Here is a 21,823-nt window from a genome sequence, read left to right as displayed (position 1 = left end):
ACAGGGGACGAAAATGGCAGGACCGGACAAATCAGACGCTGAAAGATCGGAGGATGTAAAAACCCTCCATAGCATGGGCTATGCCCAGGAGTTGGCTCGCCGCATGAGCGGCTTCTCGAACTTCGCTATTTCCTTTTCGATCATTTGCATTCTGGCGGGCGGCATCACGTCCTTCCCGCTGGCCATGGCGACCGGCAGCGGCTTCGAGGCGACTGTCGGCTGGGTCATCGGCGGCGTCTTTGCACTTGTCGTTGCCGCGTCCCTTGGCCAGATCGGCTCGGCCTACCCAACGGCCGGCGGTCTCTACCACTGGTCGTCAATTCTCGGCGGGCGCGGCTGGGGCTGGGCCACGGCCTGGATCAACCTGCTCGGCCTGGTCTTCGTCGTCGCCTCGGTCAATGTCGGCGTCTACGCGCTGTTCAAGGACCTTGTCTGGTCCGGCGTGTTCGGCAACGACGTCTCCGCGTGGGGCTATCAGGAGCAGGTGATCGGCGTTGTGATCATCACGGTCGCACAGGCGCTGATCAACCATTTCGGTATCAGGCTCACCACCATGCTGACGGATTTCTCGGGCTACCTCATTCTGGTCGTCGCCGTCGTGTTGACCGCGATGTTCCTGATCTGGGGCGCAAGCTGGGATTTCTCGCGGCTCACCACCTTCGTCAACAACACCGGTGATCCAGGCGCAGGCTACGTTCCGACCGCACGGACGGCACTCGTCGCCTTCCTGATCGGCCTGCTCTACCCACTCTACACCATCACCGGCTTCGACGCTTCGGCCCACACGTCCGAAGAGACCCACAATGCCCGCGTGGCGGTGCCGCGCGGCATGATCCATTCGGTCCTGTGGTCGCTGGTGTTCGGCTTCGTCATGGCCGTTTCGTTCGTACTGGCCAGCCCCGATCTGGCAGCGACGGCCAAGGATGGCGCTAATGCCTGGTTCAATCTCTTCAACAACCTGCCGGCACCATTCCTGCTGAAGAGCATCATTGCCATCGCAATCGTGCTGGCGAACTTCATCTGCGCTCTCGCCGGACTGACGTCGACCTCGCGCATGATCTTTGCCTTCGCGCGTGACGGCGGCCTGCCCGGTTCGTCGGTGTGGAAAACCGTCAGCCCGACATGGCGCACGCCGGTGGCGGCAATCTGGCTCGGAGCGGTGCTCGCGGTCGCAGCGACATTGTACTCGCCGGCTTTTGCCGCACTGGCGGCCGGCTGTGCATTGTTCCTCTACGTGTCCTACGCCATGCCCGTGGCCGCCGGCCTGCTTGCCGAGGGCAAGAGCTGGACCGAATTCGGCCCGTTCCGCCTCGGCATCTGGTCCAAGCCGTTCGCCGTCATCACGGTGCTTGGCGTTCTGGTGCTGATGTATGCCGGCATCCAGCCGCCCTTCGACATCCTGATCAACTATGCCATCGGCCTGATCGTTCTGCTCGTGGTGCTGTGGTTCGGCATCGAATCGCGCCGCTTCAAGGGCCCGCCGATCGGCGCCGACATTGCTCGCCGCGCTTCCGAGATCGCGGCCGCGGAAGCAGCCGTCGGCCAGACGGCAGGCTAACAGCAAAGACTAGATGCTCCGGCCGGCGCAAGCCGACCGGGGCAGGGCCGGCCAGTTAAGAATGCAAAGGGGACTACAATGGCAGCACCGGGTTATTCAGACACAGACAAGGCGGAAGACGTAAAGCACCTCCATTCCATGGGCTACGCCCAGGAACTTGAGCGGCGGCTAAGCCGCTTCTCCAACTTCGCCGTTTCCTTCTCCATCATCTGCATCCTGTCGGGCGGCATCAATTCGCTGGCGCAGGCAACGTCGGGCGCCGGTGGCATCGGCATCGGCATCGGCTGGCTGGTCGGCTGCTTCGTCTCGCTCACCTTCGCGGTCGCCATGTCGCAGATCAGCTCGGCCTATCCGACGGCCGGCGGCCTCTATCACTGGGGTTCGATCCTCGGCAATCGCGGCACCGGCTGGGTGACGGCCTGGCTCAACCTGCTCGGCCTGATCACCGTGCTCGGCGCCATCAATGTCGGCACCTGGACGTTCTTCATCGGCGCCTTCGGGCCGACGCTCGGCATCGAGGGTACGCTGACCAATCAGATGATCTTCCTGGTCATCATCACCGGCGCCCAGGCCCTGATCAACCATCTCGGCATCAAGCTGACTGCGAAGTTGACCGACTTTTCGGGCTACCTGATCTTCTTCGGCTCGATCCTGATTGCTGTCGTCTGCCTGTTCTCCGCCGAGACCTGGGATTTCAGCCGGCTCTTCACCTTCCACAACTACTCGGGTGAGGCCGGCGCCAGCGTCTGGCCGTCCGTCTCGAACGCCTGGGTGTTCGCTCTCGGCCTTCTGCTGCCGATCTACACCATCACCGGCTACGATGCTTCGGCACACACTTCCGAGGAAACCATCAAGGCGGCCTCATCGGTGCCGCGTGCGATGGTGATGTCGGTTATCTGGTCGGCGGTCTTCGGCTATTTGTTCCTGGCCGCCTTCGTACTGATGATCCCCAACATGGACGACGCCGCCAAGCAGGGTTGGAACGTGTTCTTCTGGGCCTTCGACCAGCGCGTCAGTCCCGGCCTCAAGGAGTTCGTCTACCTCGTCGTGTTCATCGCCCAGCTGTTGTGCGGCCTCGCAACCGTCACCTCGGCTTCGCGCATGATCTTTGCCTTCTCGCGTGACGGCGGCCTGCCGGGCTCGTCTGCACTGGCCAAGGTCAGCCCGACCTATCGCATGCCGGTGGCGGCGATCTGGACGGCGTCGGTCCTGTCGGTGCTGTTCGTCTGGGGTTCGACGCTGGTTTCGGTCGCCGGCACCTCGGCCTACACCATCGTCGTGTCCTGCACCGTCATCTTCCTGTTCCTGTCCTTCACCGTGCCGATCGTGCTCGGCATGGTGGCCTGGGGAACGCCGAAGTGGGACAAGATGGGACCGTGGAACCTGGGCCGTGGCATCTTCATGCTGTTCGGCGTTCTCTCGATCGTGTCGATGATCCTGATCTTCATCATCGGCATCCAGCCGCCGAACGACTGGGCGCTGTACATCACCGTCGGCTTCTTCATCCTGACGGCGATTGTCTGGTTCGCCTTCGAGCGCAATCGCTTCCAGGGCCCGCCGCTGGGGGACATCATCGCGGCACGTCAGGCAGCGATCAAGGCCGCCGAACAGGCGGTCGGCGAAACCGGCCACTGACGTCACCATCATGGCCATGGCCGGCGTGCAGCCGGCTATGGTTTCGTCCTCAACGACCAAGCACTGGAGTGCCAAAGGAAATGGCCGGAAATTTCTCGTTCGATCAGTTGAAGAAAGCGGTCTCCAGTGGCGAGATCGACACGGTGCTGGCCTGCATCGTCGACATGCAGGGGCGGCTCGCGGGAAAGCGTTTCCTGGCGCAGTACTTTGTGGATTCTGCTCATGACGAGACGCATGGCTGCAACTATCTGCTCGCCGCCGACATCGATATGGAGCCGGTGCCGGGCTACAAGGCGGCAAGCTGGTCGAAGGGCTATGGCGACTTCGTCATGAAGCCGGACCTTGCGACGCTGCGGCGGATTCCGTGGCTGGAAAAGACCGCGCTGGTGATCTGCGACGTGCTCGACCACCACACCCATGACGACCTTCCGCATTCGCCGCGCGCGATGCTGAAAAAGCAGGTCAAGCGGCTCACCGAACGCGGCTATATCGGCTACTTCGCCTCCGAGCTCGAATTCTACCTGTTCAACGAGACCTATGATTCCGCCCGCAAGAAGCACTGGCAGGGCCTCGATACCGCTTCGCCCTATATTGGCGACTACCAGATCGGCATCACCACCAAGGAAGAAGGCGTCATGCGCCGGCTTCGCAACGAGATGGAAGCGGCCGGCATTCCGATCGAGAATTCCAAGGGCGAATGGGGCCCAGGCCAGGAAGAGATCAATGTGCGCTATGCCGAAGCGCTCGACATGGCCGACCGCCACGTCATCCTGAAGAACGGCGCCAAGGAGATTGCCGAGTCCGAAGGCAAGTCGATTTCCTTCATGTCGAAATACAATTACGGGCTCGCCGGTAATTCCAGCCACATCCACAATTCGCTGTGGAGCGCCGACGGCAAGACGCCATTGTTCTTCGACAAGAAGGCGGACTGGACTTTGTCCACGCTTGGCCAGCAATGGGCGGCTGGGCAGCTCAAATATGCCAGGGAGTTTACCTGGTTCCTGGCGCCCTACATCAACTCCTACAAGCGCTTCCAGGCCGGCACCTTCGCACCGACCAAGATCATGTGGAGCGAGGACAACCGCACCGCCGGCTTCCGCCTGTGCGGTGAGGGCACCAAGGGCATCCGCATGGAATGCCGCATCGGCGGCGCCGACCTGAACCCCTATCTCGCTTTCGCCGCGCTGATCGCCGCCGGCCTTGCCGGCATCGACGAGAAGCTCGAACTGCAGAAGCCGTTCGTCGGCGATGCCTACCAGGCCTCGCGCCTGCCAGAGATCCCGAAGACGCTTCGCGACGCCACCGAGACGCTGGCCAAGTCGAAGATGCTGAAGCAGGCGCTCGGCGATGACGTGCTCGAACATTATGTCCACACCGCAAAGTGGGAGCAGTTCGAATACGACCGCCGGATTACGGATTGGGAACTGCACAGGGGGTTCGAGCGGTATTAAAACTTTATACAGCTTTAATGTTGACAATGTAGTGAAGTTAGTACCATATGGTATCTGTAAACTACAGTGCGCTACATTGAGGAGTTTGCAATGTCCAAATATGCGCCGCTCAAGGACTTTCTCATTGCCCAAAATGTCGATCGCGTTCCGATGTCATTCGCCGAAATCGAGAGAGTGCTCAATCTGCCGCTGCCCGCATCGAAGCAATACCCTGCATGGTGGAGCAACAATCCGAGCAACAATCCCATGACAAGGGAGTGGCTTGAGGCCGGGTTCGAGACCGAATCCGTCAATATAGGGAGTGGGAAACTGGTATTTCGCCGCGTTCGCAAAGTGCCCATTTCGGCGCCGCCCAGTGGTAGCGTGCCTCCCGCGCCAAAGGAGGCGCGCGCGGATCGCCACCCCGGTTTTGGTTTCATGAAGGGCCTGATAACAATCGAAGCCGGATTTGATATCACCAAACCTTTCGATGACGAGCCATGGGACCGGGGCTATCTGGGCGGTGAGGCTGACGCGCGTGACGGCAAACTTGCGGTGCGTAAATGAGCGAAGGGCCAAACCTGCTTCTGGATACATGTGCGATGATCTTTGTCGCCAACGATAGTCTGATCGATCCGCACGCAAGCCGGGAGATTTCGGAAGCGGCCTATGACGGCCGTCTGTATCTTTCGCCGATGTCGGCATGGGAGATCGGAATTGGCGTAGCCAAGGGCCGGCTCAATCTGCCATTGGCGCCACTCGACTTCGTGGAGCGATTCATCGAGCGAATGTCGGCAAAGCTCAGCGCTATCTCACCAGCCATTCTGATTGCGTCATCCAACCTGCCCGGTCCGCCTCATGGTGATCCCACGGATCGGATACTGATGGCAAGTGCGAGAGCGTTGGACATGGTTCTGGTGACGCGTGACGAGCCCATCCTTCGCTATGGCCGCAATGGCCATCTGCGCACCCTAGCCTGCTAACTTGGAGTATCCTTTGGAAACCGTAAAACTCAAAGCGCCCATCGATGGTTCGATTTACGCCGAGCGGCCGATCGCGACCGACCAGGCGATCAATGCCGCGGTCGAGCGCGCCAAGGCGGCGCAGGAGAAGTGGGCGCTGACGCCGATCGTCGAGCGCGGCAAATTTATGCTGGCGATGCTCGAAGCGCTGGTCGCGATGACCGACGAGATCGTGCCGGAGATCGCCTGGCAGATGGGGCGACCGGTGCGCTATGGCGGCGAGTTCGGCGGCGTCAGGGAACGCACCAATTACATGGTCGAGATCGCTGAAGCCGCGCTGAAATCCGTGCCGGCATCCAACCCGAAGGACGGCTTCCGACGCTATGTGAAGAAGGATCCGCTCGGCGTCGTCATGGTGATCGCGCCGTGGAACTATCCCTATCTGACCGCCGTCAACACCATCGTGCCGGCACTGATGGCCGGCAATACCGTTATCCTCAAACATGCGGCGCAGACGCTGCTGGTTGGCGAACGGTTCCAGCAGGCGTTCGACAAGGTTGGGCTGCCCAAGGGCGTGTTCCAGAATGTCGTGCTGAACCATGCCCAGACCGAGAAGCTGCTCGGCTCGGGCAAGATCGACCATGTCAATTTCACCGGTTCGGTCGGCGGCGGCCGCGCCATCGAGAGGGCGGCGGCCGGCACCTTCATGACGCTCGGGCTCGAACTCGGCGGCAAGGATCCGGCCTATGTGCTGCCCGACGCCAAGCTCGACCATGCGGTGGCCAATCTGGTCGACGGCGCCTTCTACAATTCCGGCCAGTGCTGCTGCGGCATCGAGCGCGTCTATGTGCATGAGAAGGTCTACGACCAGTTCGTCGAAGGTTTCATCGCCGAGACGAAGAATTATGTCGTCGGCAATCCGCTGGAACAGGCGACGACAATGGGGCCGATGGCGCAGGCGCGCTTTGCCGACCTGATCCGCGAGCAGAAGGCCGAGGCGCTGCGCAAGGGTGCAATCGCACACATCAATATGAAGGTGGCTAACGACAAGGCCGGCTCGCCCTATCTGGCGCCGGAAGTGCTGACCGGCGTCGACCACCAGATGAGCGTCATGCGCGAGGAAAGTTTTGGCCCGATCGTCGGCATCATGAAGGTGCGTAACGACGAGGAGGCGATCGCGCTGATGAACGACAGCCCCTACGGGCTGACCGCTTCGATCTGGACCGGCGATATCGAGCATGCGGTGGCGATCGGCGACCGCGTCGAGACCGGCACCGTGTTCATGAACCGCTGCGACTACCTCGATCCGGCGCTGGTCTGGACCGGCGTCAAGGACACCGGCAAAGGCGTTGCCCTTTCGGCGCTCGGCTACGACAATCTGACCCGGCCGAAATCCTTCCATCTGCGCGAAGCCATCTGATTTTTTGAAAGACAAGACATGTCCAAGCTGATCTCCAAATGGAACTACCCGACCACCGTCCGCTTCGGTGCCGGGCGCATCAAGGAACTGCCTGAGGTGCTCGCGGCCACCGGCATTAAGCGGCCGCTTTTCGTCACCGATCCGGGGTTGGCGAAACTGCCGGTCGTCGCTTCGACGCTGAAAATCCTCGACGACGCCAAGGTATCCTATGGCGTGTTCTCCGAGGTGAAGCCGAACCCGGTCGATTCCAACCTCACCGCCGGGATCGCCGTGTTCAAGAAGGGCAAGCATGACGGCGTCATCGCCTTCGGCGGCGGTTCAGCGCTCGATCTCGGCAAGCTGATCGCGTTCCAGGCTGGCCAGACGCGGCCGATCTGGGACTTCGAGGATGTCGGCGACTGGTGGACGCGCGCCAATTCGGATGCCATCGCGCCGATCATAGCCGTGCCGACCACTGCCGGCACAGGCTCGGAAGTCGGGCGTGCCGGCGTCATCACCAATGAGGCGACGCACACCAAGAAGGTGATCTTCCATCCGAAGCTTTTGCCGGCAATCGTCATTGCCGATCCGGAACTGTCGGTCGGCATGCCCGGCTTCATCACCGCCGGCACCGGCATGGATGCGCTGGCGCACTGCCTCGAAGCCTATTGCGCGCCGGGCTATCACCCGATGGCCGACGGCATTGCGGTGGAAGGTGTGCGCCTGGTGTTCGAGAACCTGCCCAAGGCCTACGCCAACGGCAAGGACCTTGTCGCGCGCGCCCACATGATGAGTGCGGCCGCCATGGGTGCTGCCGCCTTCCAGAAGGGTCTTGGCGCCATCCACTCGCTGTCGCATCCGATCGGCGCGCTCTACGACACCCATCACGGCATGACGAATGCGGTGTTCATGCCCTATGTCTTGGCCTTCAATCGCGACTCCATCGAGGAGCGGATTGCCCGGCTCGCTGCCTATTGCGGCATCAAGGGTGGCTTCGACGGCTTTGCCAAAGCGATCATCAAGCTGCGCAAGGAATTGAAGGTGCCGCATGCGCTGCCCGATCTGATCAAGGGGCTCGACATGGACAAGAAGCGCAAAGGGCTGATCGCCGACATGGCGGTGGTCGATCCGACCGCCGGCGGCAACCCGGTCAGGCTGACCAAAAAGGCGGCGCTGACGCTGCTCGAGAACACTATCGCCGGCACTGTCTGAGGCGGTTTCTGCGCCGGACGTGATCTAAAAACGAAGGGAAAGGAAGGGCAAGGGGGCAAAAAGCAAGGCAATAAACCATTAGCCGGGAAATTAAGTCGAGGCTAATTGCTACAGCCGGTTAAAAAGAGTTAACTTTTCGTACCGCCGGGGGCCAGTTTCAAAAAGCTTTCATCTGGCTGTCATATGAAACCGATACCGCATCGCAGGCGTCCAGGACGCCAGTTCAACGGAGAGAACACATGTTCAAGTTCACAGGGAAAGTGCTTTCCCTTTCGGCCGTCGCCCTCATGGCGACCTCTGCTATCTCGTCGGCCCAGTCCATGGATGAACTGGTTGCCGCTGCGAAGAAGGAAGGCCAGCTCACGACCATCGCGCTGCCGCATGACTGGTGCGGCTACGGCGCCGTCATCGACGGCTTCAAGGCAAAGTATCCTGAGATCACCATCAACGAACTCAACCCCGATGCCGGCTCCGGCGACGAGGTCGAGGCGATCAAGGCCAACAAGGACAACAAGGGCCCGCAGGCGCCCGACGTCATCGACGTTGGCCTGTCCTTCGGCCCGACCGCCAAGGCTGACGGCCTGATCCAGCCCTACAAAGTGTCGACCTGGGACTCGATCCCCGACAGCGCCAAGGATGCCGATGGTTACTGGACCGGCGACTACTATGGCGTGCTATCCTTCCTGGTGAACAAGGACCTCGTCAAGGAAGCGCCGGCTGACTGGGCTGACCTGCTGAAGCCGGAATTCGCCAACACCGTGGCGCTTGCCGGCGACCCGCGCGCCTCGAACCAGGCCATCCAGGCCGTCTACGCGGCCGGCATTTCCGGTGGTGCGGCTGCCGGCGAAGCTGCTGGCACTGCTGGTCTCGACTTCTTCAAGAAGCTTAACGCCGCCGGCAATTTCGTGCCGGTCATCGGCAAACCGGCGACCCTGGCACAAGGCCAAACGCCGATCCTGGTGACCTGGGATTACAATGCACTTGCCGGTCGCGACACGCTGAAGGGCAATCCGCCCGTCGACGTCGTCGTGCCGAAGACCGGTGTCGTTGCCGGCGTCTATGTGCAGGCGATCAGTGCTTTCGCACCGCATCCGAACGCTGCCAAGCTCTGGCTGGAGTATCTCTACTCCGACGAAGGCCAGATCGGCTGGCTGAAGGGCTATTGCCACCCGATCCGCTTCAACGATCTTGCCAAGAACGGCAAGCTCCCGGCGGACGTGATGGCCAAGCTGCCGCCGGCCGAGGCTTACGCTGCCGCGGTGTTCCCGACGCTGGACGAGCAGGGCAAGGCAAAGGAAGCCGTCACCAAGAACTGGGATGCCGTCGTCGGCGCCAACGTCAAGTAAGGCTTGAAACCAACCGGGCGGCCTCGCGGCCGCCCGGTGTTCCTCGGAGACGGTAGCCGGCGCATGACAGATATCTCGCTTTCCGATCACGCAGTTGCCGGGAAGACCGCGCCCCCCAGCGAGGCGCGTGCAATGCGACTGCCGACGCAATGGCTCGGCGTTGCGCCATTCTTCATCTTCGCCATCATGTTCCTGATCCTACCCACGCTCTATCTGATGCTGGGTGCATTCCAGAACGATGCCGGCGAATTCACGTTCGAAAACATAGCAGCACTGGCGCAGCCATCGATTGTCGCCGCCTACTGGATCTCGCTCAAGGTCAGCCTTTCCTCGTCGCTGATCGGCGCCTTCGCAGGTCTCGGCATCGCCATCGCCATCGTGCGCGGCGGCCTGCCGGAGTGGATACGTTCGGCGACGCTGACATTCTCCGGCGTGGCTTCCAATTTCGCCGGCGTACCGCTGGCCTTCGCCTTCATCGCCACGCTCGGACGCCTCGGTCTCGCCACGGTGCTGCTCAACACCGTGTTCGGCCTCAACATTTATGCGCACGGCTTCAACATCCTATCGTTCTGGGGTCTGACGCTGACCTATGTCTATTTCCAGATTCCCCTAATGGTGGTCATCATCACGCCGGCGATCGACGGCTTGAAGAAGGAGTGGGGCGAGGCTGCGGCGACGCTTGGCGCCACCCAGACGCAATACTGGCGCATGGTGGTCATCCCGGTGATCTGGCCGAGTTTCCTCGGCACGGTCATCCTGCTCTTCGCCAATGCCTTCGGCGCCATCGCCACCGCCTATGCGCTGACCGGCTCTTCACTCAACATCGTGCCGATCCTGCTCTATGCGCAGATACGCGGTGACGTGCTGCACAATGCCCATCTCGGCTATGCGATCGCCTTCGGCATGATCGTCATCACCGGGCTGGCCAATGTCTTCTACATCTGGTTCCGGACGCGCTCGGAGAGGTGGCTGAAATGAAGTCCGGAAAATTCTGGGCCTGGGTCGTCTTCGGGCTGGGTGGGGCCTATTTCTTCATTCCGCTGATCGCGACGGTGGAATTTTCCTTGCGCATGCGGCGCGGCGCTTATTCCTTCGACGCCTATCAGATCGTGCTTGGCGACCCTCGTTTTCAGGCGACCTTTGGCTACTCAGTGCTTGCCGCCATCTTCACCATCATTCTGGGCGTGTTGATCGTGGTGCCCGCCGCCTACTGGATTCGACTGCGCCTGCCGCAACTGCGGCCGATCGTAGAGTTCATCACGCTGCTGCCGCTAGTCATTCCCGCCATCGTCATCGTCTTCGGCTATATCAGGATGTACGGTTCGAATTCGCCGCTGCCGTTCCTGGCGACCGACATGGGCACAAATGCCTTGCTGGTCATCGGCTATGCAATGCTGGCGCTGCCCTACATGTATCGCGCGGTCGATACCGGACTGCGCACCATCGACGTCAGGACGCTGACCGAAGCGGCGCAGATCCTTGGCGCCGGTTGGGGCACGATCATTGGTCGTGTGATCCTGCCCAATGTGCTGATCGCCGTGCTGTCGGGCGCCTTCCTTACCTTCGCCATCGTCATTGGCGAATTCACCATGGCCAGCTTGCTCAACCGGCCCGCCTTCGGCCCCTATCTTCAAAACGTTGGCGCCAACCGCGCCTATGAGCCGGCGGCGCTTGCCATCATCGCCTTCGCCATCACCTGGGGCTGTATGTCGCTGATCCAGATCCTGTCCCGTTTCGCGCCGAGATCGGCGAACCGCCCGAACTGATCGACAAAGTACTGATCGAAAGAAAAAGCCATGGCCGAACCATTCCTCTCCATCCAGCATGTGCGAAAATCCTTCGGCGCCACCACCGTGGTCGAAGATTTCAATCTTGATGTCGAGCCGGGCGAGTTCGTTTCCTTCCTTGGGCCATCGGGTTGCGGCAAGACCACCGTGCTGCGCATGGTCGCCGGTTTCGAAGAGCCGTCGGCGGGCAAGATCGTCGTCGCAGGCAAGGACATTACGCGGCTGAAGCCCAACCAGCGCAATGTCGGTATGGTGTTCCAGGCTTACGCGCTGTTCCCGAACCTGACCGTGGCGCAAAATATCGGCTTCGGCCTGAAGGTCGCCGGCATGGCAAGGGCAGAGATCGATTCCCGGGTCGCCGAGATGCTCGACATCATCAAGCTGCCGCAGATGGCAGACCGCTATCCCTATCAGCTCTCAGGCGGCCAGCAGCAGCGTATCGCGCTGGCGCGTGCCATCGCGCCGAAGCCGAAGCTGCTTTTGCTCGACGAGCCGCTGTCGGCGCTCGACGCCAAGGTGCGCGTCTCGCTGCGCGAGGAAATCCGCTCGATCCAGAAGAAGCTCGGCATCACCACCATCTTCGTCACACATGACCAGGAAGAGGCGCTGTCGATCTCGGACCGCATCGCGGTGATGTATGGCGGCAAGGCCGAGCAGGTCGGCACGCCGTTCGAGATCTACAACCGGCCGGCGACCAAGTTCGTCGCCAATTTCGTCGGCACGCTGAACGTGCTCGAAGGCAAGGTCACTGACGCCGCGGCCGGCACGGTGCAAGTCAACACGCAGGAAGTCTCGCTCAAGGGCAAGCTCAACGGCTCGAAGTCCGGTGACACCCTGTCGCTGGCGCTGCGTCCCGAGGCGATTTCGCTAGGGCGCCAGCCCGGTCGCGATTCAAGCCTGTCGGGCGAAATCTCCGAAGTGCACTTCCTCGGCTCGGTGATCCGCGTTCGCGTCGGCATCGGCGGCAACACGGTGTCGCTCGACACCTTCAACAGCCCGGCCACACCACCGCCGGCTGTTGGCGAGAAGGCGGAGATATCGTTTTCATCGAGCGACATGCTGGTGCTGCACTAGTAAAAGCAGCATCCCAAGGGAACCGAGACGGTCGAATCAGGCCAGCGCGATGAACGGCCGTATCCTGCCAAGGTCGGGCGTTTGCTGGACAATCAACAGCATCTTGCCATCCAGCCACTGCCCATGATGCCGCTTCGCCGCTACGATGGGCCATGGCGCTATTCGAACTTACCCTCATCCTGCTTCTGGCTGCCGTCGCGCTGACGGCGCTGTCGCGGCGGCTGGAAATTCCCTATCCGTCCCTGCTGGCTCTGGCCGGCGTCGCGATTGCCTTCGTACCCGGTGCGCCGACGATCGAGATCGATCCGGAGCTGGCGCTTGCCCTGTTCATCGCGCCGGTGCTTCTCGACGCCGCCTATGACACGTCGCTGCGCGACCTCAAGCGCTACCGGCTGTCGCTCGCGTTGCTCGCGCTGGGCGCCGTGGTCTTCACCACCGTGGTGGTTGCCTTGGTCGGCTGGAAGATGGCCGGCCTGCCGATCGCGGCGGCAATCGCGCTTGGCGCCATCGTCGCGCCACCGGATGCGGTGGCCGCATCCGCCGTGCTCAGCCAGTTCAAGGTACCGCACCGCATCACCGCCATCCTGCAGGGCGAGAGCCTGCTCAACGATGCCACGGCGCTGCTGATCTACCGGCTGGCGGTTTCGGCCGCGCTTGGCACGATCATGCTCAGCAACGCCGTTCCGGTGATCCTGCTGGCAACGATCGGCAGTGTGATCGCGGGCTATCTGTTTGGCCGCGTCTCGCTGCTGGCGCTCGGCCGCATCGAGGATGCGGCGAGCAGCACGGTGGTGCAGTTTGCCGGAACCTTCGCCGTGTGGATCATCGCCGACAGGCTCGGCCTTTCCGCCATCATCACCATCGTCGTCTATGCCATGACCATTGCGCGCAGGGCGCCGCGCCAGTCGTCGGCGAGACGCCGCGTCAGCACCTATTCGGTCTGGGAGTCGGCGGTGTTCGTGCTCAACGTGCTGGCTTTCGTGCTGATGGGCCTGCAGGCACGCACGATCGTTGGCAGGCTGGCCGGCGACGGGCAAGGCGAAGCATTCCTTTTCGCCGCAACGGTGCTGGTCGTCGTTATCGTCGCGCGCCTTGTCTGGGTGGCGAGTTACGTCGCGATCATCCGGTGGCTTGCCCGCTTCGGCAGCCAAGAGGCAAGGCGGGAATTGCCGACGTTCGGCGGCGCCGTCATTGTCGGCTGGTGCGGCATGCGTGGGTTGGTGACGCTGGTGGTGGCCATTGCGCTGCCGGCCGATTTTCCCGGCCGCGACCCGATCGTGCTTGCCGCCTTCGCGGTGGTGCTGGGCACGCTGGTGCTGCAAGGCATGACGCTGAAGCCGCTGCTGCGCTGGATCAACTTCGACCCCGATAGAACCGTCGACAATGAGGTGGCGCAGGCGCGCGTCGCCATCATGCAGGCAGCACTGGACGTGCTGAGCCGCAAGACATCTGCGGCCGCCGCCGTCGTGCGCGAACAGTATGAAGCGCAGCGCCTGATTGCGGAAAACCCGGAGGACGCTCAGGCCGCGACCGAATACGACCGGCTGCGCCTCTATGCCATCAACCGCCAGCGCGACACGCTCGAGGAGTTGCGCAGCAACGGCACGATCGGCGACGAAGCCTACCACCGGCTGGAGGAAGAGATCGACTGGGCCGAACTGGCGGCATCGCCGGCGGGCCGGTTCCAGCCGCTGACCACATCATAGACGCTGGCCCAGTTCCGCCGTCGTGCCGGTACATTGCAACCCGTCTGCCGAACCGCTACTGCCAAAGCGAAATTGAGCCGGATAAGCAATGAAGCTGGTCAGCTACAACATCCAGTACGGGTTCGGCGGCGATGGCCGTTACGATCTTTCGCGCTGCACCAAGCTGGTCGACGGCGCCGATATCATCGCGCTGCAGGAGGTCGAGCGGCATTGGCAGCGCACCAATGAGGACGACCAGCCGGAGGTCCTGTCCAAGCTGCTGCCTAGCTATTACTGGGTCTATGGCCCGGCCTTCGACATGGACGCCAGTGAGCAGCGCGACGGCCGGGTGGTCAACCGCCGCCGCCAGTTCGGCACCATGCTGCTGTCGAAGCTGCCGATCGCCTGGTCGCGGCTGCACGCGCTGCCCATGCGCCGCACGCTGCGGCCGCTCAACACGCGCAACGCCGCGCTCGAATGCATGATCCGCACGCCGGCCGGACCGGTAAGGGTCCTGTCGCTGCATCTCGCCCATATCGCGGCGGAGGAGCGTCTGGAGCAGATCGACTATCTCTTGGCCGAGCATCGCCGCGCGCCGTTCGAGGGAGGCCCGTGGAGCGGCGCGGACGATGAGCCTTCGCGCAACTGGACCAGTGGCGAGGCCGAGCCGGAGAACCCGACGGCGGCGATCTGGATGGGCGATTTCAACATGGAGCCTGGCAGCGCCGAATACAGCCGCATCGTCGGCAGCACGCCCTATCATCGCGGGGCAGCTTATCTCGACGGCTTTGTTGATGCCGCTGCCGTCGCTAGCGAGCCGGCTGCCGATTTCCACACCCATGTGAAAACGATCGACGGGAAAGTGGCAAAACGCCGGCTCGACCATTGCTTCGTCGGCGGTATGTTCGCGGACCGTGTGCGCTCGGTCAGTGCCGATATAGGCGAGATCGCTTCAGACCATTTTCCGGTCCGGATCGATATCGATCTCGAAACGCCTTTGAGCTCAGGAGATCGGTGAGCCCTCAATGACGCTTTTCGTCTTTTTCGCGGTGCTTGCCGCCGCCGCCATGCACGCGATCTGGAACGCGCTGGTCAAGGTGCATCTCGATCGCTTCCTGTCGATCACGCTGATGACGCTGGGCATGGGTTTTGCCGCACTGTTCGTGCTGCCCTTCGTCGAGTTTCCAAAGGCCGCGGTATGGCCCTTTATAATCGCCTCGGTGCTCTTTCACATGGGCTACCGGACCTTCCTCATCGGCGCCTACAAGGCAGGCGACTTTGCCCAAACCTATCCGCTGGCGCGCGGTACGGCGCCGCTTTTGACCGCCCTCGGCGGCGTTGTCGTGGTGCAGGAGATGCCGGCGCCTTTCGCCATCCTCGGCATCCTGCTGCTGTCGGCCGGCACGCTGGTGATGTCGTTTCGCGGCGGCGCGCATCTGGAGCGGATCAATGTGCGGGCGGTCGGCTTTGCGCTCGGCACTTCGATCTTCATATCCAGCTACACGCTCTCCGACGGCAGCGGCGCGCGGCTGGCCGCAACGGCAACGAGCTATGCCGCATGGCTGTTCATCTGCGATGCCACGTGGGCGCTGGTGCTGTGCCTCATCTTTCGCGGGCCCAAGGCGCTGCCCGTGCTGGCGCGTGACTGGAAAGCAGGCCTGTTCACCGGCGTGCTCAGCGGCGCGGCCTACTGGATCGTCATGTGGGCGATGACCAAGGCGCCGATCGCCTCGGTGGCGTCGTTGCGGGAGACGTCGATTCTGTTTGCCATGATGATCTCGGTTTTCGCGCTCGGCGAGAAAATGACAGGCTGGCGCGGCGCCGCCGCGCTCAGCATCGTTGCCGGTGTGGTGGCCCTCAGACTGGGCTGAGAGCCTGATACTTCAGCCGAGCACCGTCATCACCTGTCCGCGCCGTTCCGGACTGAAGCGGATGACGACGATGATGCAGACGGCGACCACGCCGGCAAACAGCGCCAGCGCGTAGCCACGAGATTGGGCGAGAAGGCAGCCAGCGCGCCGATCACCGAATAGCTTACGATGTTGAGCATCAGAATGGGCTTGCGGCCATATTTGTCGGCCAGCCTGCCGAAGAAGAAGGCGCCGATGAAGCGTGTCGCCAGCGTCAGGAACAACGCTTTGGAGACTGCCGGGACGTCAGTGTTGGATTCGGTTGCGATATCGGTGAGCAGGAACGTCAGAAGGAAGAAATCAAAAGCGTCGAGCGTCCAGCCGAGGAAGGAGGCAAGGACGGTTTTCTTCTTCTGCGCGGTGAGAGCCACGACGTTCCTCCTAAACGCCCCCGGGGAACGATATGTTCCTTGGGGCGCAAAAGAGAACAGGCGTCAGCCGGCTTTCGAAAGAAGCGCGGTCACTTTTTCGTAATGTCGAGATCGAACACCATCAGCCCGTCGGTGCCGCCTTCGAGCGCTGCGACCAATCGGGCGCCGGCGCGCTGATGCGCTTCATGCACGAGATAGGCGTCGCGGGCGGCGGCATCGCGGAAGTCGATGGTGAAGGCATGGCTGAAGCCGCGCGCGAACGGCTCCGGGCTGACATTGGTGCTGAAATGGACCGTGTCCATGCCGTCGACAACGGAGCGCAGTGCTTCGAGATCGGCGTGGATTGCGGTGCGCTCGGTGGCGGGCACATCGCTGCGGAAGCGTACGAAGACGCAGTGTCTGATCATTGGTTCGTTCTCCCAAGTGGCTATGCGGCCCGATTGCCGGAGAACACCGCCGGCGGCAGCGGCTCGCGGCCGAGGATGATGTCGGCGCCTTTTTCGCCGACCATGATGGTCGGCGCATTGGTGTTGGAGGAAGGCACGCGCGGCATCACCGAGGCATCGCAGACGCGCAGGCCCTCGATGCCGCGCAGGCGCAGGTCCGGTGTGACCACCGCCATATCGTCATGGCCCATGCGGCAGGTGCCCACGGGGTGATGGTCGGTCTTGGCGGTGCGGCAGGCATAGTCGATCAGCTCGTCGTCGCTGGCGAGCGATGGTCCGGGCAGCACCTCGCGCAACACGTAAGGTGCAAGCGCCTTCTGCCGCATGATCTCGCGCGCAAGCCTGAGGCCCTTGATCGACATGGCGCGGTCATAAGGGTCCGACCAATAGTTGGGATCGATCAGCGGGTGGTCGGCCGGGTCGGCGCTGCTCAGCCGCAGCGTGCCGCGCGAGCGCGGGCGCAGGAAGGCCGAGTTCAAGGTCACGCCGGGGTTCTTCAACCTCTCGACGCCGGCCTCGATGCCGGAGCCGAGTCCCAGATGGAACTGGATGTCGGGCGAGGCGGCGGTCGGATCGGCGTACCAGAAGCCGCCGGTCTCGAACAGGCTGGAGGCGACCGGCCCTTTCTTCAGCAGCAGATACTGCAAGCCGGCCCACGCGGTGCGGTGCAGCTTGGCGTAGTTGTCATAGGTGTGGTCGCCGGTGCATTCGGCGATGACGAACAAATCGAGATGGTCCTGCATGTTGGAGCCGACACCGGGCAGATCATGCACCGGCGTCACGCCGACCGATTTCAGGTGATCAGCCGGGCCGATGCCCGACTGCATCAACAGCTTCGGCGAACCGATGGCGCCGGACGAGACGATCACTTCGCGCTCGGCGCGCATGATGGTCTTCTCGCCGCCGGGTTTGTCGACGATCTCGACGCCGGTGGCGCGGCCTTTCTCGACGACGATGCGGGTGACCAGCACATCGGTTCGGACCGTCAGGTTCTTGCGGGCGCGGATGGGCTTCAAATAGGCGACCGAAGCGGATGAGCGCCGGGCGTCCTTCTGGGTCAGCTGGTAGTAGCCGACGCCTTCCTGGCTAGCGCCGTTGAAATCCGGGTTGAAGGGGATGCCCATCTCTTGGCCGGCGCGGAAATAGGCTTCGCAAATCGGCAGCGGCGAAATAGGGTTCGACACGCCGAGCGGCCCCTGGTCGCCGTGAAAATCGTTGGCGAAGCGCTGGTTGTTCTCGGCGCGCTTGAAATAAGGCAGCACGTCGCGATAGCCCCAGCCCGCGAGGCCCTCTTCCTTCTCCCATGCGTCGTAGTCGCGAGCGTTGCCGCGCGTGTATATCTGGGCATTGATGGACGAGCCGCCGCCGACCACCTTCGCCTGCGTATACCAGAAGACGCGGTCCTGCATGTGCCTCTGCGGCACGGTCGACCAGCCCCAGGAAGCGATGCCCTTGGTCATCTTGGCAAAGCCCGCCGGCATGTGGATGTAGGGGTGCCAGTCCTTGCCGCCGGCCTCGAGCAGCAGCACGGAATTCGCTGGATCCTCGCTCAGCCGGTTGGCCAGAACGCAGCCGGCCGGGCCGGCACCTACGATGATGTAGTCGGTCATAACCCTATCCACCTACAGTCGAGGCACGGAGAGCGCGCCGTCGACATTGATAATCGAGCCTGTGGAAAAGCCGAGCTTGCCGGCGGCAAGCGTCGCCACCACGGCGCCGATGTCCGATGCTTCGCCCCAGCGTTTTGCCGGCACCAGGCCGCTGTCGATAAGCGCGTCGTATTTGGCTGATACGCTCGCGGTCATGTCCGTGCGAATGATGCCCGGCCGCAGCTCGAACACGCCGATGCTTTCCGGCGCAAGCCGCAGCGCCAGGTTCTTCACCCACATCGAAAGGCCGGCTTTCGAGATGCAGTAGTCGGCGCGTTCCGGCGAGGCCATATCGGCGCTGACCGAGGTGATGGTGATGATCGAGCGCGGATGATTGCTGGGAGCCCCCAGCATCGCCTTGGCGACGGCCTGGCTAAGGAAGACTGTGCCGCGCAGATTGACGTCCAGCGCACGGTCGAAATTCTCGGGCTTCAGCTCCAGCAGATCGCCGCGCACCATGGCGCCGATGCCGGCATTGTTGACGAGGCAGTCGATTCGGCCGAACGCATGCGTGGCGGCGTCGATAAGCGATGCGTGATCGGGAAGGCTGGCAATGTCGCATCGGTGGTAAGCGAACTTTGAGCGGCGCGCGATGATGTTTTCAACAAGCCGTTTGGCGGGGTCGTTGGCCAGGTCAGCGACGAGAATGTCGAAGCCTGCATCGGCCAGCGCCTCGGCGCAGGCCAGTCCAATGCCGCGCGCGCCGCCGGTGACGATGGCTGCGGGGCGGGTCATGCTGCGAGGTCCGTTCGGCGAATATGCTCGGCCACGCGCAGCGCCTGTGCCGCAATCGACAGCGCCGGATTCACGGCGGCCGAGTTCGGCAAAAAACTGGCGTCGACAACGAACAGGTTCGGGTGGTCGAAGGCGCGGCAGAACGGGTCGAGCGGCGACGTCGCCGGATCGTCGCCCATTTTCACCGTGCCGCACTGGTGCGAGGGCGTGCGCTTGTCGAAGGGACGCGACAGCACGATGGGATAACCGCAGGCGCGGAAGTTCTCACGCATCACCCTGGTCAGCGCGTCCAGCGACTGCATGTTGGAGCGCCGCCATTGCATGACGATGTCCTTGCCGTCGACCATGATGCGGCTTTCCGGATCGGGCAGATCCTCGCACATCAGATACCAGTCGACGGCGTGACCGGCCATGTAATCGAGCGCGAATTTCGGCACGCGTTTGACGTTGGCCTTCAACATGTTGCCGTCGATCTTGCCGAGCAGCTGGACGTTGCCGAGCGGCTTGCCGCCTTTGCCGTCGGAGAGATAGTAGTCATTCAGCATCAGCGTCTTCTGGTAGACGCTGTCGTTCCTGCGGCGCGGATCGATCGCCAGCATGGCGCTCGAATTATGGTTCATGAAATTGCGGCCGACCTGGTCGGAGCGGTTGGCGAGGCCTTTGCCATCTGGTGAAGGCGAGCGCAGCAGGATGACGGCGGAATTGACCGCGCCGGCGGACAGGATGACCAGCTTCGGCCCGACTTTCTTCAGCTCGCCATTCTGACGGTAGTGAACGGCAGCGATGCTTTTGCCGTCGGACGACGCTTCGAGATATTCGACATGGCAGCCGGTGTCGAGTCGGATATTGCTGTCCTTAAGTGCGGCCGTCAGCGGTCCGGTCTGAGCGTCGACCTTGCCCTGGGCGGTGTTGGGGAAAGCATCCCAGCCGGTCTTGCCCTCTTTCAGCCAGGTGTCGATGTCGACGCCGAGCGGCAGCGAGGCCGGATGCAGGCCGAGGGCTTTCAACTCAGCGCGGGCGCGCGCAATCGGCGCCTCGTCGGGCACCGGCTTGAAGGCATAGGGGACCGAGTGGAACGGTTCGGTCGGGTCCTCGCCGAGTGAGCCGCGGACGCGAAACAGCTGCTCGGCTTTCGAATACCAGGGCTCGAATTCATCGTAGGAAAACGGCCATGCCGGCGAGACGCCACCGAAGTGCTCCATGGCGGCGAAATCCTCTTTGCGGTAGCGGATCAGCACCGCGCCGTAGAATTTCGAATTGCCGCCGACATAGTAGTAATTGCCGGGGTTGAAGGCGCCGCCGCCGGCCTCGCGCCACATCTCCTTCGGACGGTAGTGGCCATCGACGAAGATCGAGCGCGTGTCGCGGGCATGCGGCGTTGCCGGCAAGGGCTCGCCGCGCTCCAGCATCAGGACCGAGGCGCCGCTGCCGGCCAGGCCGGAAGCGATCGTAGCGCCGCCGATGCCGGAGCCGATGATGACGATATCGGGGCTGACCATCTCGATCAGCGGATGCGGTGTTCGGTCGCCGGATCGAAGAACACGGCCTTGGTCAGGTTGAAGGCGAGCGGCGTGCTGGTGCCCGGCTGGATGTTGGCGTCGGCCCGCAACCGCGCCACCACGCCCTTGCCGCCGAGGTTGGTCACCGCGAAAGTGTCGGACCCTGCCGGCTCGACCACTTCGATGTGCAGGTCGGCAGTGGCAATGTTGGAGGCGTTGCGTTCCGCACCTTCCGGATCGGTCAGCGCTTCCGGGCGCACGCCGAAGATGATCGGCTTGCCCTGGAACGCCGACAGGCCCGCCGGCGCATTGGCCATCGGCAGCGTAATGGGCTCGCGCGCCTCGCGCTCCAACACGACGGACAGCGCATTGCCCGACGTGGCAATGGTCGCCGGGATCAGGTTCATCGCCGGCGAACCCATGAAGTCGGCGACGAACAAATTGGTCGGGTTGTTGTAGATCTCGGCCGGGGTGCCGAACTGCTGCACCTCGCCGTCGCGCATGACGGCGATCTTGGTAGCCAGCGTCATCGCCTCGATCTGGTCGTGGGTGACGTAGACGATGGTTGTGCCAGTGGTGGCATGCAGGCGCTTGATCTCGATGCGCATGTCAACGCGCAATTTGGCGTCGAGGTTGGACAAAGGCTCGTCGAACAGGAACAGCTTAGGGTCGCGCACCAGCGCCCGGCCCATGGCGACGCGCTGGCGCTGGCCGCCGGAAAGCTGGCTCGGCTTGCGCTGCAGGAGGTGGCCGATCTGCAGGACCTTGGCCACCTTGTCGATCGCCTTTTGGCGTTCGTCGGCCGGCACGCCGCGCATCTCCATGCCGAAGGAGATGTTTCCGGCCACCGTCATGTTCGGATAGAGCGCATAGCTCTGGAACACCATGGCGATGTCGCGCTTGGATGGGTGCAGATCGTTGATGGCGCGGCCGTCGACGCGGATTTCGCCCTCGGTGATCTGCTCTAGGCCGGCAATCGTGTTGAGCAAGGTGGACTTGCCGCAGCCGGACGGGCCGACCAGCACCAGGAAGCCGCCCTTTTCGAGCTCGACATCGATGCCCTTCAGGATCTCGACATTCCCGAAGCGCTTCTTCAGCCCATCAATTTCCAGAAAAGCCATCAGA

Annotated in this window: 20 protein-coding genes; 14 read left to right on the top strand and 6 right to left on the bottom strand. The window is 62.7% G+C overall.

Features of this window, described 5'->3' with window-relative positions; translation table 11 throughout:
* Positions 1-13: 13 nt before the first annotated feature.
* From NKJ78_RS22480 to NKJ78_RS22415, 14 genes are all read left to right on the top strand, one after another.
* Positions 14-1,558 carry an amino acid permease gene (locus tag NKJ78_RS22480; protein ID WP_023691842.1) on the top strand — a complete coding sequence of 515 codons (1,545 nt, stop codon included), beginning with the start codon at positions 14-16 and terminating at the stop codon, positions 1,556-1,558.
* A gap of 78 nt (positions 1,559-1,636) precedes the next feature.
* Positions 1,637-3,193, top strand: coding sequence for an amino acid permease (locus NKJ78_RS22475; RefSeq protein ID WP_352562638.1), 1,557 nt, complete (start codon positions 1,637-1,639; stop codon positions 3,191-3,193).
* An 80-nt stretch (positions 3,194-3,273) separates the two neighbouring features.
* On the top strand, positions 3,274-4,644 hold the full coding sequence (locus tag NKJ78_RS22470) for a glutamine synthetase family protein (RefSeq protein WP_023701008.1): 1,371 nt from the start codon (positions 3,274-3,276) through the stop codon (positions 4,642-4,644).
* A gap of 90 nt (positions 4,645-4,734) precedes the next feature.
* Positions 4,735-5,190, top strand: a complete 456-nt coding sequence (locus NKJ78_RS22465) for a DUF7662 domain-containing protein (protein ID WP_023737620.1) — start codon at positions 4,735-4,737, stop codon at positions 5,188-5,190.
* Positions 5,187-5,606 (top strand): type II toxin-antitoxin system VapC family toxin, encoded by a 420-nt coding sequence (locus NKJ78_RS22460; RefSeq protein WP_031253200.1) that lies wholly within the window; start codon positions 5,187-5,189, stop codon positions 5,604-5,606. The genes NKJ78_RS22465 and NKJ78_RS22460 overlap by 4 nt, the downstream gene beginning before the upstream one ends.
* Before the next feature lie 13 nt (positions 5,607-5,619).
* Positions 5,620-7,005, top strand: a complete 1,386-nt coding sequence (locus tag NKJ78_RS22455) for an aldehyde dehydrogenase family protein (protein ID WP_023737622.1) — start codon at positions 5,620-5,622, stop codon at positions 7,003-7,005.
* Between the two features lie 18 nt (positions 7,006-7,023).
* Positions 7,024-8,196 (top strand): iron-containing alcohol dehydrogenase, encoded by a 1,173-nt coding sequence (locus NKJ78_RS22450; protein ID WP_023683212.1) that lies wholly within the window; start codon positions 7,024-7,026, stop codon positions 8,194-8,196.
* Positions 8,197-8,435: 239 nt separating this feature from the next.
* On the top strand, positions 8,436-9,542 hold the full coding sequence (locus tag NKJ78_RS22445; RefSeq protein WP_023671169.1) for an ABC transporter substrate-binding protein: 1,107 nt from the start codon (positions 8,436-8,438) through the stop codon (positions 9,540-9,542).
* Between the two features lie 63 nt (positions 9,543-9,605).
* A complete protein-coding gene (locus NKJ78_RS22440; protein ID WP_023671170.1) occupies positions 9,606-10,520 on the top strand; it encodes an ABC transporter permease in 915 nt (304 codons plus the stop codon).
* Entirely contained in the window at positions 10,517-11,308 is a 792-nt protein-coding gene (locus tag NKJ78_RS22435; protein ID WP_023704039.1) for an ABC transporter permease, read from the top strand. Before NKJ78_RS22440 ends, NKJ78_RS22435 begins: the two co-directional genes overlap by 4 nt.
* A 30-nt stretch (positions 11,309-11,338) precedes the next feature.
* Positions 11,339-12,403 carry an ABC transporter ATP-binding protein gene (locus NKJ78_RS22430; protein WP_023691836.1) on the top strand — a complete coding sequence of 355 codons (1,065 nt, stop codon included), beginning with the start codon at positions 11,339-11,341 and terminating at the stop codon, positions 12,401-12,403.
* Between the two features lie 152 nt (positions 12,404-12,555).
* Complete coding sequence (locus tag NKJ78_RS22425) at positions 12,556-14,109, top strand: cation:proton antiporter (RefSeq protein WP_023704038.1); 1,554 nt, start codon at positions 12,556-12,558, stop codon at positions 14,107-14,109.
* Between the two features lie 88 nt (positions 14,110-14,197).
* Positions 14,198-15,106: an endonuclease/exonuclease/phosphatase family protein gene (locus NKJ78_RS22420; protein WP_023691835.1), complete on the top strand. Its 909-nt coding sequence runs from the start codon at positions 14,198-14,200 to the stop codon at positions 15,104-15,106.
* A 7-nt stretch (positions 15,107-15,113) separates the two neighbouring features.
* A complete protein-coding gene (locus NKJ78_RS22415; RefSeq protein ID WP_023683217.1) occupies positions 15,114-15,959 on the top strand; it encodes an EamA family transporter in 846 nt (281 codons plus the stop codon).
* Between the two features lie 29 nt (positions 15,960-15,988).
* On the opposite strand, the gene NKJ78_RS22410 is transcribed toward NKJ78_RS22415, so the two are convergent.
* The 6 genes from NKJ78_RS22410 to NKJ78_RS22385 form a co-directional block, all read right to left on the bottom strand.
* On the bottom strand, positions 15,989-16,369 hold the full coding sequence (locus tag NKJ78_RS22410; protein WP_023683218.1) for an MFS transporter: 381 nt from the start codon (positions 16,367-16,369) through the stop codon (positions 15,989-15,991).
* Positions 16,370-16,458: 89 nt separating this feature from the next.
* On the bottom strand, positions 16,459-16,776 hold the full coding sequence (locus NKJ78_RS22405) for a Dabb family protein (protein ID WP_023683219.1): 318 nt from the start codon (positions 16,774-16,776) through the stop codon (positions 16,459-16,461).
* Between the two features lie 20 nt (positions 16,777-16,796).
* Positions 16,797-18,425: a GMC family oxidoreductase gene (locus NKJ78_RS22400; RefSeq protein WP_352562637.1), complete on the bottom strand. Its 1,629-nt coding sequence runs from the start codon at positions 18,423-18,425 to the stop codon at positions 16,797-16,799.
* A 12-nt stretch (positions 18,426-18,437) separates the two neighbouring features.
* Positions 18,438-19,199: a 3-ketoacyl-ACP reductase gene (locus tag NKJ78_RS22395; RefSeq protein WP_023825461.1), complete on the bottom strand. Its 762-nt coding sequence runs from the start codon at positions 19,197-19,199 to the stop codon at positions 18,438-18,440.
* Positions 19,196-20,698, bottom strand: a complete 1,503-nt coding sequence (locus tag NKJ78_RS22390; protein ID WP_352562636.1) for a GMC oxidoreductase — start codon at positions 20,696-20,698, stop codon at positions 19,196-19,198. Before NKJ78_RS22390 ends, NKJ78_RS22395 begins: the two co-directional genes overlap by 4 nt.
* Before the next feature lie 5 nt (positions 20,699-20,703).
* Positions 20,704-21,819, bottom strand: coding sequence for an ABC transporter ATP-binding protein (locus NKJ78_RS22385; protein WP_023671180.1), 1,116 nt, complete (start codon positions 21,817-21,819; stop codon positions 20,704-20,706).
* Positions 21,820-21,823 lie beyond the last annotated feature (4 nt).

The organism is Mesorhizobium sp. M0037, assembly GCF_040323635.1.
GTDB lineage: Bacteria > Pseudomonadota > Alphaproteobacteria > Rhizobiales > Rhizobiaceae > Mesorhizobium.
This window is presented reverse-complemented; position numbering and strand designations above follow the sequence as displayed.